This is a genomic window from Dyella sp. (assembly GCF_035486915.1).
Classification (GTDB): Bacteria; Pseudomonadota; Gammaproteobacteria; order Xanthomonadales; family Rhodanobacteraceae; genus Dyella_B.
In genome coordinates this window covers 23735-36392 of sequence record NZ_DATHMR010000177.1, presented here as the reverse complement: position 1 = coordinate 36392, position 12658 = coordinate 23735, and the positions used below count along the sequence as shown (strand labels likewise).

Sequence of the window (12658 nt, the reverse complement as noted above, 5' to 3'; positions counted from 1 at the left end):
ATGTCTCAACATGGCTGGGGGAACGATGCGTGGGATGATGACGGTGCGTTGTGTGATGCTGCGACATAAAACATACCCTCTACCGCTTTTAATTCATGCCAACGCACTAATTATTTCCATTCGCGCTCATGGGCTTGGCCGACTTCATGTATTTGCCGTTTCAACTCTTTGACATACCACACAGAGTTCTTCTTAAAAACAACGGTATTGGTATCGCATTGGCTCTAGCCATCGCTCCAGGCATCTCGATACTGCAAATTTCCATCCAAATAGGTCCACGTGATCTCCTCGTAGCGCAACTCAATCTGCTCGAGGTGGTTATGGGTCTGTGATGAAGAATCTTTTATATTCGAGACGCGAGGAGTTACAGCTACAATTTTCACATTGCGCATCATCATGTTGAAGTACTCGATCTCGCGGCCAGAGTCGTCGACTCGGTACCATTTGATCTCTGCAGACTTCAATGTGTGGCAGCGAGAGAGCGCCATATAAAGAACAGGTGAAGATCGATCTATTTCCTTTTCCACCATGAGCGGCCAATGCATGCGGTTGCCCAATAGTTTCCCCGTCACTCCGTCTGCCGGTGAGATCATGCCGTGTGTGAAGCTAAGAACCTCGATGCTTCCCTCGCGACCCTCAACTTGACTTGAACCCCGAATATCACTGCCGCTGCTGTCTTTCAGCCATAAATGCAACGGTATAGGCACAAATAATTCCTTGTCGAGCTGATGTTCTAGCACTGTCCCCAACTTCGCATATCAATGCCATCAGATGATTCTGATACTGCAGTCGCTTTTGAGACAGAAATACATGTAATCCCACTTACAACTCAGTGGAAAACATGACGCGGGTAGTTAAGCAGCGCCACAGTGCTTAGAACCTAAATCGAACTTATGCAAGCCAAAGACATATCTGCTTTGGCAGGTAATAAATAGCCTGGTTTGCTGAATTGGGCATGCCATCTGGCACTGTATACGGGCCGGTTGCGTAATTACCGTAGCGGCCGAGTCCCCGTCCCTCAAAATCGATGCGATGTGCTTTTCGCACCTGCCAACTACGCAGGTGCGCAAGATGACTATGTCTCCGAATTCTTATCGTTTTGCACTCGTCTTGGCATGCAGTGTGCTGCTGGGCTTATCGGCTCTTTGCGATAACGCGCACGCGAAGTATCTAGCTGTGATGGATTCTTCCAATGCAAATGTCGATATCGATGTCGCACGTTGCCATCGTTATGACGCGTTGCAGCCGCAAGGCACGACGAACCCCATCATTAGCACCTGCGATACGATGTCGCCGAGATTAGGCGGCCTTCGCGACAAGCTGGCTAACCATGGCTGGCTGATTCAGGGCGGCACTTATCTGGGTGGCACGTTCGATGTGTTGAATCATGGTGCCCGTCCGCAGCTTTATATTGGACAGGACCCGACTTACCGGGCTAACACGTTCATTTATGCCACCTACGATTTATCTCGAATAGGTTTCGCGGGAACATCGCAATTGGTGTTTAACGCGAATGTGCAAGCGTTCTCCTACGCCCAAGAAAATCCGACGGGCTTCGCCATCAACAGTCTTTACATCAGTCAACGTTTCAATGGCGGCCGAGAGCAAGTGCAATATGGCTATGACGAAATAGGCAACCAGTTTTATGGCTTTGCCTTAGGCACCAGTTCGACGACATCGCCGGCGGGTGTGGGAAGTTCCATTCCCTATGAGGTGGGATTCATCTTTAACAAGTCCGCGCCCGAAATCAATCTGCGCCTGGCTACGGATAGCAAGCATTTTTACGATCGTTTCGGCATCACGCGCAGTGTCGATCCCGCGGGACCTCAAGCGGATTGGGATAACAATAATTTCTGGGGACTGAAGTGGCACATTCCCGGGGCCGGCGCGCTATACATCAATGAGCTGGGTTACCAAACGGATGCTGGCCCTCAGCAACATATGATGTGGATACGCCAGGGCGTGATGTACAACGCAAGCCAATTCCCCGACTTCCACGGTGGCTATGCTGCCGACAACTACGCCTATTACCTGGTCGGCGATTATCAGTTGATCCAAACCGATGCGGCGCAGCCGTTCCGCGGGGTCTACGTCAACGTAAAGGCCGACTATGCACCGCCCGACCGAAACGTCTACACCGGCGATACCGGTGTTACGTTCTACGTGTTGGGTCCTTTTAACCAATCCAATGACGCGTTCGCGGTGGGCTACACGTTCGACGAATTGAGCAGATCGTTTGAGCGCATGCGACAAGCGAGTGGTTTTACGGCCGTGGATTTCAGCCGTAACTACTCGCTGTCGTATGTCCATCGGTTATCGCGCGGCATCTATCTCTCCAATCAGCTGAGCTACACCGTCAATCCCATTCCATCGCCGAAGCAACCAGAGGCTTTAACCTGGATGACGTCGCTGTCGTTCTCTTACTGAGTTGGAATTTAAAAGCGGATCAGTTTTGGACGATGCCTATTGTGTGCAGCCACGCCTCGGCCAGCTTGGGCCATCCCGTGATCGGGTCCGTTGTCGACCGCAGGCCGAATGCATGGCCCCCGTGCGCATACAGATGCATCTCCGCCGGCACACGCGCCTTTGCCAGCGCGGTGTAGTAGACCAGCGACTGGTCCACGCCATCTTCGTAATCGTCTTCCGCTTGTACTAGAAAGGTGGGCGGCGTGTTGCTGGACACCGGCACATTGGGGTTGAACTTGCCGTCACCCTGGGTGAGATGCCCCGGATAAATCGGCATGGCGAAATCCGGACGCGCACTTTCCTTGTCTGCCGCATCCACCGGTGCATACAAGTGTCGATCGAAGTTCGTGCTGATTTCCGCCACCAGATATCCACCCGCTGAAAACCCGAGCACGCCTACCTTGTGCGGATCGATATGCCACTGCGCCGCATGAAAGCGCACTAGCCGCATCGTTCGCTGCACGTCCTGCAGCGATGACACCGATATCTGCAGATTGTGCGGGCGGCAGTCGCACTTCCAGTCGTAGGGCTTGCTTGGTACCCGATACTTCAACAACACGCAGGTGATGCCATGGGACGTCAGCCAGTCGCAGGCCTCGGTGCCCTCCAGATCCATGGCCAGTATCTCGAAGCCGCCACCCGGAATCACAACAACAGCGGCCCCTGTATTTTTTCCGGTGGGTGCATACACCGTCATCGTCGGTCGGGTCACATTGGTCACGTTCGTCACCGGCTTTCCGACCAACAACTTGTGGCTCAGCCTCGCAGTTTCCGGCCCTGGGACCGCTTGCAAATCGGGCGCCACTGCGGGCCATATCGGTATTTGTGTGTGCCCGGCAGTAGGCTGCCATACCATCGTATCCGTGCCTGCATGCGCGCCTGCGCATACGGCCGACAGACACAGGACCATGATCCATCGCTTCATGACGCTCCTCCGTTTTAGCGCTCAATGCATGTTGCGCGATCTAGAAAAGAAATCGGGTGAAACCCCTCTTTCTAATCTTGCATGCCACATCGGTCCTGCAGCGGCGGCTTGGATGGATTTTTTCGGGCGGGCTCACTACAAACGCAATCCAAACAATGAATCAGGTTCGTTCACCCGCCTCGCAAAGAACGCCCTGATTGAGCCTCCAGCGCCTTGTAAAGCGAGGATACGAGCCGGTTCCGAGAGCCGGTATGGTGTAACATGACCCCATCAATACCGCGCTTAAGTCGTGCGTTCCACACGGTCGTCCAGTGACCGCTTGCCTCGCTCCCTTTCACGTTGTCTCCCCATTTCGTCCGTGGAATGGCCCTTTGGGAGTGCTCATGTCCGGTTATTCCACCCGCAACGAGCGGGTGTCCATTGGTGGACACACCTACCGTTTACGGGTTCTTAGCGACAAGCAGCAATTTTCCGATCCTGACGGTCATGGCGCCCGGCTGGGGATCTCCTCTGCGCAGTGGAGTCTGTTTGGGCAGGTATGGCCGTCTGGCCGCCTGCTTGCACAAGCCATGCACCGCTTTGACGCGTGCGAAAAACGGGTTTTGGAGCTAGGGTGCGGCATTGGCTTGGCCAGTTTGGTTTTGCAACGTCGTGGCGTCGATGTCGTCGCTTCGGACATGCATCCATTGGCCGAACCCTTCCTGGCCTACAACGCTGCGCTGAATGAATTGCCTGCACTTCATTACCGTCAATTGCGTTGGAATGAGCCATTGCCGACGTTGGGTCACTTCGATCTCATCATCGCCAGCGATGTGCTGTATGAAATCGATCACGCCGAACTTTTAGCCGGCGTGGTCGAACGGCACGCGTATCCCAATGCAGAAGTGCTGGTGACTGATCCTGGTCGCGGCCATAGCAATCGTTTCAGCCGACTGCTGGCAGATCAGGGATTCATATCAGCAGAAGAGCGATGCCCGATGGATGATCGTGACGTGCCGCCCTATCGTGGTCGTTTGTTGCACTACACACGCATGCAAGAAGAGGCATTGTCATGAAGTCGCCCACTGTACGAGCAACAGGAGCCGCCAACTGCGCAAAGTGCGATGCTGTCTGTTGTCGCCTGACTGTGGTTTTGCAACCCGAAGACAACATTCCCGCGCACCTCACCACGCATCTTGAAAATGGGCTGCACGTTATGGCCAAAGATAAAGAAGGCTGGTGCGTGGCCGTGGATGGCACTCGCATGAACTGCGGGATTTATGAAACTCGTCCCGCTGTGTGCCGGCGATTCGTGATGAATGGCCCGTACTGTAAGGCCATCCGCGCTGACTATGCCGAACAAGGTGTTCATCGCAAGCCAGGTGAGTAACCGCAAAACCCATGTGCGCCATCAAGCTTTGTGGAAACGTGAAATTGCAAAGCAGACATATCCCTCTTTTTTCCCTCTGTGAGAACGCCCCCTTGGTAAAGATCAATTACTCCTACGAAAAGCGCCAACGTGAACTTGCGAAAAAGAAACAGCAGGACGAAAAGCTGGCGAAGAAAAAATCGACGCGCGAACCCCCTCAGCCACCCAATGGCGAGCGTGATCCATCCACGGGACGCCAGTGACTGCGCAAGACGCTACAGATGCAAAGATCTGGGTAGATGGCGACGCCTGCCCGACTGTCATCAAGGACATTTTGTTTCGGGCGGCCGAGCGCGCGCAGGTGCATGTCACTCTGGTCGCCAATCGCCCATTGCGCTGCCCGCCTTCGCGCTACATCCATGCATTGCAAGTTCACGATGGCTTCGATGTCGCAGACAGTGAAATCGTCGCGCGTCTTAGACTTGGTGACCTCGCCGTCACCCAAGACATTCCATTGGCCGCCCGTGTCATCGAAAAAGGGGGTGTGGCCATCAGTCCGCGCGGAGAACGCTATACCCGCGACAACATGGCCGAACGCTTGTCGATGCGAAACTTCATGGAAGACCTGCGCAACATTGGCGTGTATACGAATAACCGTTCTGCGTCGCATGCGCGCGAACGTCAATCGTTTGCCAATGAACTCGACGGTTGGCTGACGGAACGCTCCAGACAGAAATGAAAAAGCCCGGCGCAAGGCCGGGCTCTTTTCAAACATCCAGTAAAACTTAGACTACTTGTACCTGGTCGGCTTGCAGGCCACGCTGGCCCTGGGTCACCGTGAAGGACACTTTCTGACCTTCCTGAAGGCTCTTGAAGCCCGAGGATTGAATCGAGCGGAAGTGGACGAACACGTCGTCACCACCCTTATCGCGACTAATGAAGCCAAAGCCCTTGGCGTCGTTGAACCACTTCACAGTACCGGTTTCAGTCTGGGACATTGCTATAACTCCTTGCATCAGATGAGGCCGCGTTAGCGGCAAAAAGCTGGTTACAAGGAGGAAACGGGTACACGGTGTAGTAAGACGTTTGTCTTCAGCATCGGGCCACAATTCATGGTGACCCTTGAAACTCAGCTTGCGCAGGGTAAAGCTCATTGCTCCAAATAGCAAATGACGCGGCAACTTCTTGTTCAGATTGGCCTCCTCAAAGAGGATTACCCTTAACTAACACGCGTACGCGCAAGATGGCTGGTATGGTTGACGGTGCGATACCGACCATCTCAGTCTGAGACTGACGTTCCCTCGCCTGTGAGTCACCTGCACCTTGCCTTCGCGCAAGGCCCTTCGATTGTCACCGAGCGGCATACCCCGCCCGCCTATAGAGGCCGTCCCATCATGTCTCATCGCATTGCGCCCTTGTCGTTGGCGCAGATACACAGTGTCTACGCTCCCGAGGCTAAGCCATCGGGCAAAACAACCGGTAATGCTCAGGATGTCAATTATTCGAGGACTTCTTTCGCAGGTCGCGAACCTGGCCATCCAGGACATCCGCCGCCGCCACCGGAATCGAAGGGAAAGAAAAACCGGCGCTAGGTTGATTAGACATCGTCGCAGCAGGTGCAAGTACTGCTTATGTCCACACATTTACAAAGTCACGTCTCTTTTACCGATGATGCACAGCAATCTCTTGGCGAAGATCCCGACATCCAAACGGGCGTGATCTTCCAAAAAGAAGGCGTACCCGTGCCGTGCCAAGGCGATCTCATACAAATAGCTGTGAATGGAAAATCCAAGCAATTTGTCGTCGCCTTGCGTCAATTCATCTATGACCCTGCCGGCGACTTGAGCATCCGATATGTGCTGGACATCATCCGGTAAAGCCGTACCCATGCTTTTTGTTTGATAGCAACAAACTTGTTTTGGAGGCGCCCATGACCAATTCATCGCTATCCCAGCCAGAATACCGGGTCATGCGCTCACTTATGGGACGTTTTCACAACAGCTGGGACCGTGAACTCATGACGGCAGAACGGATGTTTGGCTTGCAGCAAAAAGGCATGGTGGTACGTGATAGCGGGCAGTGGAAACTGACTGCAAGAGGTGTCATGTACGCGTCGGTCGCTCTGTGACATATCCGCGTAGAAAAGCCCTTTCGATGGGTTGGGGTTCAAATCCCGGCACAGGCTTTTCTAAATAGTATCGGCCCCCGTCTGATTACCTATTTCGACCCAAACGTCGCATCGCGCATGTAAAACAAAACGCCCGGCGATAACTCGTCGGGCGTTTTGTTTTACCCATCTGAAATGAGTTTGTGCCTTCCAATAGCCCTACTCGATAAATCAACCTGATCCGATCCTGTTTCAGCGCAGTGTGCCTCACCCATTCACTCAAATCATGTAACAATCTGCGTTTAAACCACACCAATGAGGAACATCAATGGCAATAGATTTGAAATCCCTTTCACCCAAGGAACTTCACGCGCTCATCGCCAATGCCGAGTCCCAAATGCAGGAAGCACAGGCCAAACAAGTCCAGACGGTCAGGGAAAAGATCGATGCCATTCTGAAGAACAGCGGGCTGACTCTCGCCGACATCTACCCGACCCGCGGTGCGGGTAAGGCTAAGGGAGGTAAGCGAGGCGGCAAGGGTTCCGTTGCGCCTAAATATCGAAATCCCGCAAACCCTTCCGAGACATGGACTGGTCGTGGACGTCAACCGCTATGGGTTGCTGCGGCAGTCAAGAAGCGCGGTGTCACCTTGGATAGTCTTCTTATTGGTGGAGCGTCCAAGGTATCTAAGAAGACTTCAAAGAAAGCGGCGAAGAAGGTGACCCGTAAAAAGGTTCGCCGCTAAAGCCACGCGGATGTATACGCAAGAAAGCCCCAGGCTTGTACTGGGGCTTCTTTTTTAGGGCGCAACATAGCGAGCGCTTCGACAGCCCCGATAAACCGCTCTGGATGATTAAGCGGTGATGCTGTCGTAATCGAGTGGCTCAGCTGGCCACTGCGGCACCACGATCCACAGAACGATGTAGAGCAAGCCGCCGAAGCCCCCACCCAGAAACAACAAAAGCCACAGACCGCGGATGACCCACGTTGGTGTACCCAAAGCATAGGCCAAACCGGCGCATACGCCACCGATCCATGCGGCATTCTTTACACGTTTAAATGGACGTTCCATGAGTGCGGCCCTCTACGGAAAGGTCAACTCGATCCTAAATCACCCGATTCAACCCGCCAGTGAAGGAAGTCCTATGGGCACGCCAGCACGCAGCGGAAATAACGTGATGGAGAACCTAAGACGACCGGAGACCGGGTGGTTTCCCAGGCTTTTTTGCTTGTTGATCCCGGCAAAGTCTAAGAATTGCGCACTAGTCAACGACAGTGCATAGCTCCCTGACCTTTTCTCATTAAGCTTTACGCCATCGACGGATATTCCCACCTTTGGTGTGTCTTACACGCTCGACATCGGGCTCATGCCCGTGACCAAACAACTTAGCCTTGGCGATTGCTTCGCGCTGGGTCGTGCAGATGGCGCTGGCCCGCATGGCGTGCGGTTTCAACACGGCGTACGTGCCATTGGGGCGTTCTTCGACGAAATATCTGTTGCTCATAAAAATCTCCCTTATGGGTTGAGATTCCGCAACAAATGGTGCATTGGCTGTCTTTTTATTGGCAGTCGCTAGCGCGGCGATTCACACGCCGCTGGTAAGCAAAGAGACTTGTACAACCGACCGTAAACCCGGGTCAACTCACACAGGTCGCAACGACGCGATAAAAATATCCCTGGGTAATCAGGAACCCGACCCACGGATGGGGAAACTTGTCGGGCCATACAACAGGGCACGCGACATTCCCTTTTGCATGGCGCCGAAGCCAACAGCCCATGCGTCATTGAAGCGACGGTCGAGACCAATTTCCCCTGATTCTCATACGCCAATACCAGGCGATCTCAAAACGGCATACTCTGAGACTGACGAAAGCAAATGGCCGCCCAATAAAAGGCCCACGAAGTTTTCATGGATGAATTCATGAAACATCACGGGCCTTTTTAAGATTACGTTTTATTCGTTAACTTTGAAACCGTTTACCAGCATATCCAGTTTCGATTTCATCTGGTCCTGCGGCTGGTTGCCTTCCACACCGTAAAACGCGCTGTAAAGTACCTGCGGCTTCGGGTTTGAGTGCTGATTAATTACGGTGGCTATTTCAGCCACGTCGTTGTGCTCCGATGAGATGCCGTCATAAGGGTGTTGAGATAGCGTGTACTTCACCCACTCCTCTTTGTACTTACTATCCAGGTCGTCGGTCGGTGGAATGTTGCGGCGAATATTGATGCGACTTTGCGTAAGCGCATCGGGCTTGACTCTGACGTCCGACACGTCCCATACGATTTTATCTCCGTCTCTCAGATAGCCGAACGTAAGCGTCATGCTGCTGTCCGGCGCAATCTTTTGCAGTTGCGGCGTAAACGCGAAATGGATGCGGTTGGACGTGTAGCTGAAACGTTGGTCGTAATCGAACGCCACGTGGATGTTCTTGAACGCATCGGGTAGAAGTTGCGTTTGCTGTAGAAAATCCTTCCATTGCGCCAATGAGCCGTCATACGCGGTAAAAATGTAGTTGCTCATTTCGCGCAACTCCAGCATGTGCAGATATTTCGCCGACGCTGGTATGTATTGGATGAGCGCGACATAGCCATCCGGTACCGGCAACGAACTGACCATCACATACCAATTGGCGAACGGCATAGGCCACGCGTACTGACGCCAATGGCGCCCCCACGTGTCGGTGTAGCCAGCGATTTGACTGGGTTCACCGAGCGAGGTCACTAACACATTGTCGGTGCCCACATTGCGCTGGATGTAGCCCTGCGTAGCCAGCGTATCCATCAAAAACTTGGGATCACCGTAGTATTGGCTCGCCGATACGTTGTCAGGCCGGCCAATGTGTTCAAAAAAAGTGTTTTTGGCGAAGCCATTCACAATGAAGCCGTTATGGGAAAGCGGGTGTTTTTTCGCGCCGCCGGCGATCGGAAGCAACCGCCACTGACCTGAGTCGGTCAGCACCATAAGACTGGGAAAGGTATGTGTCGGTGGCTCGGCATGCAGAAACAGATCGGACCCAGCACCTTTCGGAAAAAGATTGTCCGACTCCTGACTTAGCAGTGCGGAGTGTTGCGCGTCGATGCAGGCGTTTCTCCATTGGACAAACGACGTATCGAATGCGTCGTAACTCAGCGGCAATGCGAGCTGTCCTTTGCACTCGTTACTGATTGTCGTGTCGAACATCGGCAGCTGATATGGCGCACGCGAATCGAGATTGGCCAGGTTGTCGGGCGCATTTAGCACCTCATCGATCGGCAGCGCATAATTGAGGTTTTCATTCGGCGATTTCTTCACTATCACGCCGATCACTTTGCCATCTTTGTCCAGCAATGGGCCGCCACCGCTACCGAACTCCGCGGCCGCAGAAAAGCGCATCCATTTCCAGCGACCGCTCTCTTCCTCGGGCGTTGTCGACGTATAGAGACCGTCTCGCGCGATGACGCCCTCGCCTTCGGCATTGCCTATGGCATAGACGGTTTGATTGAGCGCGGGATTGGCATTCGACGGCAATGGCGCGGGTGCGGGGTCCTCCTTCAAGGAGAAGACCGCAAAGTCTTTGGCCAGAGAAAATTTCTCAATCTGATCGATGGGATAGACGTGACCTTGCGCATCGCGCAATTCGACGCTACCCCACAGGTTATCGCCCATCAGCATGGCCAAGCTGTGCGCTGCCGTCACGTAACGGTTGTGGCCGATGACAAACGCCGTCGCAATCGATATGTATTTGTCGTTGCGCTGCGCATAAGGCAGCTGGTCCAGCGGCAACGGCTTTTCATAGGTCAGCGGATCGGCAGTCGGCTTCGCAGCGACGAGTTCAAACGTAGCGGCTTGCACCTTCGCCATGACCGCAGGATCCAGTGTGGCGGCTTGTATGGGAAATGTCGGCATTGTGCCGGCGAGAAGCAGCGCCAGTATCCACATGCGGCGCAAGACGGACGTGCCAAGAGCGTGACGGATTGACGTAGACATAAGCATCCCTGACATCGACAGCCGGTGCCGAATACCCGCCCGGGCATCCACATTCGCACCAAGTCGCGCGGATAATGCCACGATCTTCCAGCATGTTCTTGGTAGGTGCTGCGCACTTTCATGCGTTCCGCATTGGGCTTTGTCGCGGTTTTCTCCACGATGCGTTAGAAAAACGTGATACCTGATTGAATGGGGTTATTGCCCGATCCTCCATAAGCGCGCGAAGCCTGTTGTAATCACACAATGACATACCAAAGTACGTAGCTGGTTTTCGAATGCTTTTGTTGTTTACACATCAGAGGATGCATGCATGGAATATCGACGTCTTGGCGCATCAGGTTTCAAGGTCCCTGTGCTGAGTTTCGGAACCGGAACATTCGGCGGCAAGGGTGATTTTTTTAGCGCCTGGGGCAACACGGATGTCGCCGAGGCACGTCGTCTGGTGGATATCTGCCTGGATGCCGGCGTGACGATGTTCGATAGCGCGGACATCTATTCGCGCGGTGCGGCCGAATCCATCTTGGGCGAAGCGATCAAAGGCCGCCGTGACCAAGTGCTGATCTCCACCAAATCAACTTTCCGCTTCAGCGACGAACCCAACGATGTTGGGTCATCGCGTTTTCACCTGATCAACGCGGTCGATGGCGCGCTCAAGCGCCTTGGCACGGATTACATCGACCTGTTCCAGTTGCACGGTTTCGATGCCCAGACTCCGGTGGAAGAAACGCTTTCCACGCTCGATGATATGGTGCGCGCGGGCAAGATTCGCTATCTGGGCGTGTCGAATTTCTCGGGCTGGCATTTGATGAAATCGCTCGACGTGTCCAATCGCTACGGTTACTCGCGCTACGTCGCCAATCAGACGTATTACTCGCTGATCGGCCGCGATTACGAATGGGAGCTGATGCCGCTCGGTCTGGATCAAGGCGTGGGCGCGGTGGTATGGAGCCCGCTGGGTTGGGGCCGGCTCACCGGCAAGATTCGTCGAGGTCAGCCGCTTCCGGCGACAAGCCGTCTGCACAAGACCGGAGACATGGGTCCGCAAGTGGGCGATGAATACCTGTATGGCGTGATCGATGCACTGGACGAAATCGCCAAGGAAACCGGCAAAACCATTCCGCAGATTGCATTGAATTGGTTGCTGCAACGTCCGACTGTTTCCACGCTGGTGATCGGCGCGCGCAATGAAGAACAACTCCGACAGAATCTCGGTGCCGTGGGCTGGAATCTCACTGCCGAGCAGGTCGCCAAGCTCGATGCAGCTAGCAATGTGACGCCTGTTTATCCGTATTGGCACCAGCGCGGTTTCGGCGAACGCAATCCACCGCCGGTCTGATCAAACGACATCACGGTTGCTACGGGCCGCCATGCCCGTAGCAACACGATCAGCGCGACAACGGTATGCTTCTCCCGAGCGATGCAGAACATGCCGACATGGAACCTCGACTGATCACCGATCCGAAGCTGCAGCCGATACTCGACGCGCTGACATCGCGCGAGCCGATCTTTCATCGTCCCGAATTTGGCTCAACGCGCCAGGATTTCGATGCGATGTGCGACCCCGATTTCTGGGAAGTCGGCGCATCCGGCCGACGCTATAGCCGCCAATACGTGCTGGATACGCTTGAGGAACGCCACAAGCATCCGCACGACGATCACTGGGAAACCAGCGAGTTTCACGTGAGCGAGATCGCTGCGGACCTTTACCTGCTTACCTATACGCTAAAACAGGATGAGCGCATCACACGCCGCTGCACGCTATGGCGACACACGTCGAATGGCTGGAAGATCGTTTATCACCAGGGCACCGTGGTGAGTGATTAGATGCGCCGCACTGGGCAAAC

At 54.2% G+C, this 12658-nt stretch carries 16 protein-coding genes; 10 read left to right on the top strand and 6 right to left on the bottom strand.

Going from position 1 to position 12658, the window contains the following annotated elements:
• Positions 1 to 224: 224 nt before the first annotated feature.
• Positions 225 to 707, bottom strand: a complete 483-nt coding sequence (locus VK725_RS14460) for an Hcp family type VI secretion system effector (RefSeq protein ID WP_325318757.1) — start codon at positions 705 to 707, stop codon at positions 225 to 227.
• A 364-nt stretch (positions 708 to 1071) separates the two neighbouring features.
• Between VK725_RS14460 and VK725_RS14455 the strand changes: the two genes are divergently transcribed.
• The gene (locus VK725_RS14455) at positions 1072 to 2427 is read left to right on the top strand and encodes a hypothetical protein (protein ID WP_325318756.1); all 1356 of its coding nucleotides are present in this window, start codon (positions 1072 to 1074) and stop codon (positions 2425 to 2427) included.
• 19 nt (positions 2428 to 2446) lie between these two features.
• On the opposite strand, the gene VK725_RS14450 is transcribed toward VK725_RS14455, so the two are convergent.
• Positions 2447 to 3391 (bottom strand): alpha/beta hydrolase, encoded by a 945-nt coding sequence (locus tag VK725_RS14450; RefSeq protein WP_325318755.1) that lies wholly within the window; start codon positions 3389 to 3391, stop codon positions 2447 to 2449.
• Positions 3392 to 3774: 383 nt separating this feature from the next.
• Here VK725_RS14450 and VK725_RS14445 point away from each other — a divergent pair, with 383 nt between their 5' ends.
• Genes VK725_RS14445 through VK725_RS14430 form a run of 4 tightly spaced genes read left to right on the top strand, consistent with a single transcriptional unit; the run spans position 3775 to position 5478 of the window.
• Entirely contained in the window at positions 3775 to 4446 is a 672-nt protein-coding gene (locus VK725_RS14445) for a class I SAM-dependent methyltransferase (protein WP_325318754.1), read from the top strand.
• Positions 4443 to 4760, top strand: a complete 318-nt coding sequence (locus tag VK725_RS14440; protein WP_325318753.1) for a YkgJ family cysteine cluster protein — start codon at positions 4443 to 4445, stop codon at positions 4758 to 4760. Before VK725_RS14445 ends, VK725_RS14440 begins: the two co-directional genes overlap by 4 nt.
• An 11-nt stretch (positions 4761 to 4771) precedes the next feature.
• Entirely contained in the window at positions 4772 to 5002 is a 231-nt protein-coding gene (locus VK725_RS14435) for a hypothetical protein (RefSeq protein WP_325318752.1), read from the top strand.
• The gene (locus VK725_RS14430; protein ID WP_325318751.1) at positions 4999 to 5478 is read left to right on the top strand and encodes a YaiI/YqxD family protein; all 480 of its coding nucleotides are present in this window, start codon (positions 4999 to 5001) and stop codon (positions 5476 to 5478) included. The genes VK725_RS14435 and VK725_RS14430 overlap by 4 nt, the downstream gene beginning before the upstream one ends.
• Before the next feature lie 46 nt (positions 5479 to 5524).
• Here VK725_RS14430 and VK725_RS14425 read toward each other — a convergent pair whose 3' ends face one another.
• The gene (locus tag VK725_RS14425) at positions 5525 to 5737 is read right to left on the bottom strand and encodes a cold-shock protein (RefSeq protein WP_414648512.1); all 213 of its coding nucleotides are present in this window, start codon (positions 5735 to 5737) and stop codon (positions 5525 to 5527) included.
• Positions 5738 to 6370: 633 nt separating this feature from the next.
• On the opposite strand from VK725_RS14425, the gene VK725_RS14420 reads away from it, so the two are divergent.
• The 3 genes from VK725_RS14420 (at position 6371) to VK725_RS14410 (ending at position 7591) form a co-directional block, all read left to right on the top strand.
• Entirely contained in the window at positions 6371 to 6616 is a 246-nt protein-coding gene (locus VK725_RS14420; RefSeq protein WP_325318750.1) for a hypothetical protein, read from the top strand.
• Between the two features lie 53 nt (positions 6617 to 6669).
• Positions 6670 to 6867, top strand: coding sequence for a hypothetical protein (locus VK725_RS14415; protein WP_325318749.1), 198 nt, complete (start codon positions 6670 to 6672; stop codon positions 6865 to 6867).
• A gap of 307 nt (positions 6868 to 7174) precedes the next feature.
• The gene (locus tag VK725_RS14410; protein ID WP_325318748.1) at positions 7175 to 7591 is read left to right on the top strand and encodes an H-NS histone family protein; all 417 of its coding nucleotides are present in this window, start codon (positions 7175 to 7177) and stop codon (positions 7589 to 7591) included.
• A 108-nt stretch (positions 7592 to 7699) separates the two neighbouring features.
• Here the strand turns inward: VK725_RS14410 and VK725_RS14405 are convergent, their stop codons facing one another.
• From VK725_RS14405 to VK725_RS14395, 3 genes are all read right to left on the bottom strand, one after another.
• Positions 7700 to 7918 carry a PspC domain-containing protein gene (locus tag VK725_RS14405; RefSeq protein ID WP_325318747.1) on the bottom strand — a complete coding sequence of 73 codons (219 nt, stop codon included), beginning with the start codon at positions 7916 to 7918 and terminating at the stop codon, positions 7700 to 7702.
• Positions 7919 to 8147: 229 nt separating this feature from the next.
• Complete coding sequence (locus tag VK725_RS14400; protein ID WP_325318746.1) at positions 8148 to 8351, bottom strand: DUF2188 domain-containing protein; 204 nt, start codon at positions 8349 to 8351, stop codon at positions 8148 to 8150.
• A 450-nt stretch (positions 8352 to 8801) separates the two neighbouring features.
• Entirely contained in the window at positions 8802 to 10814 is a 2013-nt protein-coding gene (locus VK725_RS14395; protein WP_325318745.1) for a serine protease, read from the bottom strand.
• Between the two features lie 310 nt (positions 10815 to 11124).
• On the opposite strand from VK725_RS14395, the gene VK725_RS14390 reads away from it, so the two are divergent.
• Positions 11125 to 12150 (top strand): aldo/keto reductase, encoded by a 1026-nt coding sequence (locus VK725_RS14390; protein WP_325318744.1) that lies wholly within the window; start codon positions 11125 to 11127, stop codon positions 12148 to 12150.
• A 98-nt stretch (positions 12151 to 12248) separates the two neighbouring features.
• Complete coding sequence (locus VK725_RS14385) at positions 12249 to 12638, top strand: DUF4440 domain-containing protein (protein ID WP_325318743.1); 390 nt, start codon at positions 12249 to 12251, stop codon at positions 12636 to 12638.
• The last annotated feature ends 20 nt before the right edge of the window (positions 12639 to 12658 follow it).

Bases quoted from the DNA above. Each gene is read 5' to 3' on its own strand.
- VK725_RS14450 (WP_325318755.1), bottom strand. From the start codon at position 3,391: ATGAAGCGATGGATCATGGTCCTGTGTCTGTCGGCCGTATGCGCAGGC.
- VK725_RS14440 (WP_325318753.1), top strand. From the start codon at position 4,443: ATGAAGTCGCCCACTGTACGAGCAACAGGAGCCGCCAACTGCGCAAAG.
- VK725_RS14390 (WP_325318744.1), top strand. From the start codon at position 11,125: ATGGAATATCGACGTCTTGGCGCATCAGGTTTCAAGGTCCCTGTGCTG.
- VK725_RS14435 (WP_325318752.1), top strand. From the start codon at position 4,772: ATGTGCGCCATCAAGCTTTGTGGAAACGTGAAATTGCAAAGCAGACAT.
- VK725_RS14420 (WP_325318750.1), top strand. From the start codon at position 6,371: ATGTCCACACATTTACAAAGTCACGTCTCTTTTACCGATGATGCACAG.
- VK725_RS14445 (WP_325318754.1), top strand. From the start codon at position 3,775: ATGTCCGGTTATTCCACCCGCAACGAGCGGGTGTCCATTGGTGGACAC.
- VK725_RS14415 (WP_325318749.1), top strand. From the start codon at position 6,670: ATGACCAATTCATCGCTATCCCAGCCAGAATACCGGGTCATGCGCTCA.
- VK725_RS14425 (WP_414648512.1), bottom strand. From the start codon at position 5,737: ATGTCCCAGACTGAAACCGGTACTGTGAAGTGGTTCAACGACGCCAAG.
- VK725_RS14410 (WP_325318748.1), top strand. From the start codon at position 7,175: ATGGCAATAGATTTGAAATCCCTTTCACCCAAGGAACTTCACGCGCTC.
- VK725_RS14455 (WP_325318756.1), top strand. From the start codon at position 1,072: ATGACTATGTCTCCGAATTCTTATCGTTTTGCACTCGTCTTGGCATGC.
- VK725_RS14395 (WP_325318745.1), bottom strand. From the start codon at position 10,814: ATGTCTACGTCAATCCGTCACGCTCTTGGCACGTCCGTCTTGCGCCGC.
- VK725_RS14400 (WP_325318746.1), bottom strand. From the start codon at position 8,351: ATGAGCAACAGATATTTCGTCGAAGAACGCCCCAATGGCACGTACGCC.
- VK725_RS14385 (WP_325318743.1), top strand. From the start codon at position 12,249: ATGGAACCTCGACTGATCACCGATCCGAAGCTGCAGCCGATACTCGAC.
- VK725_RS14405 (WP_325318747.1), bottom strand. From the start codon at position 7,918: ATGGAACGTCCATTTAAACGTGTAAAGAATGCCGCATGGATCGGTGGC.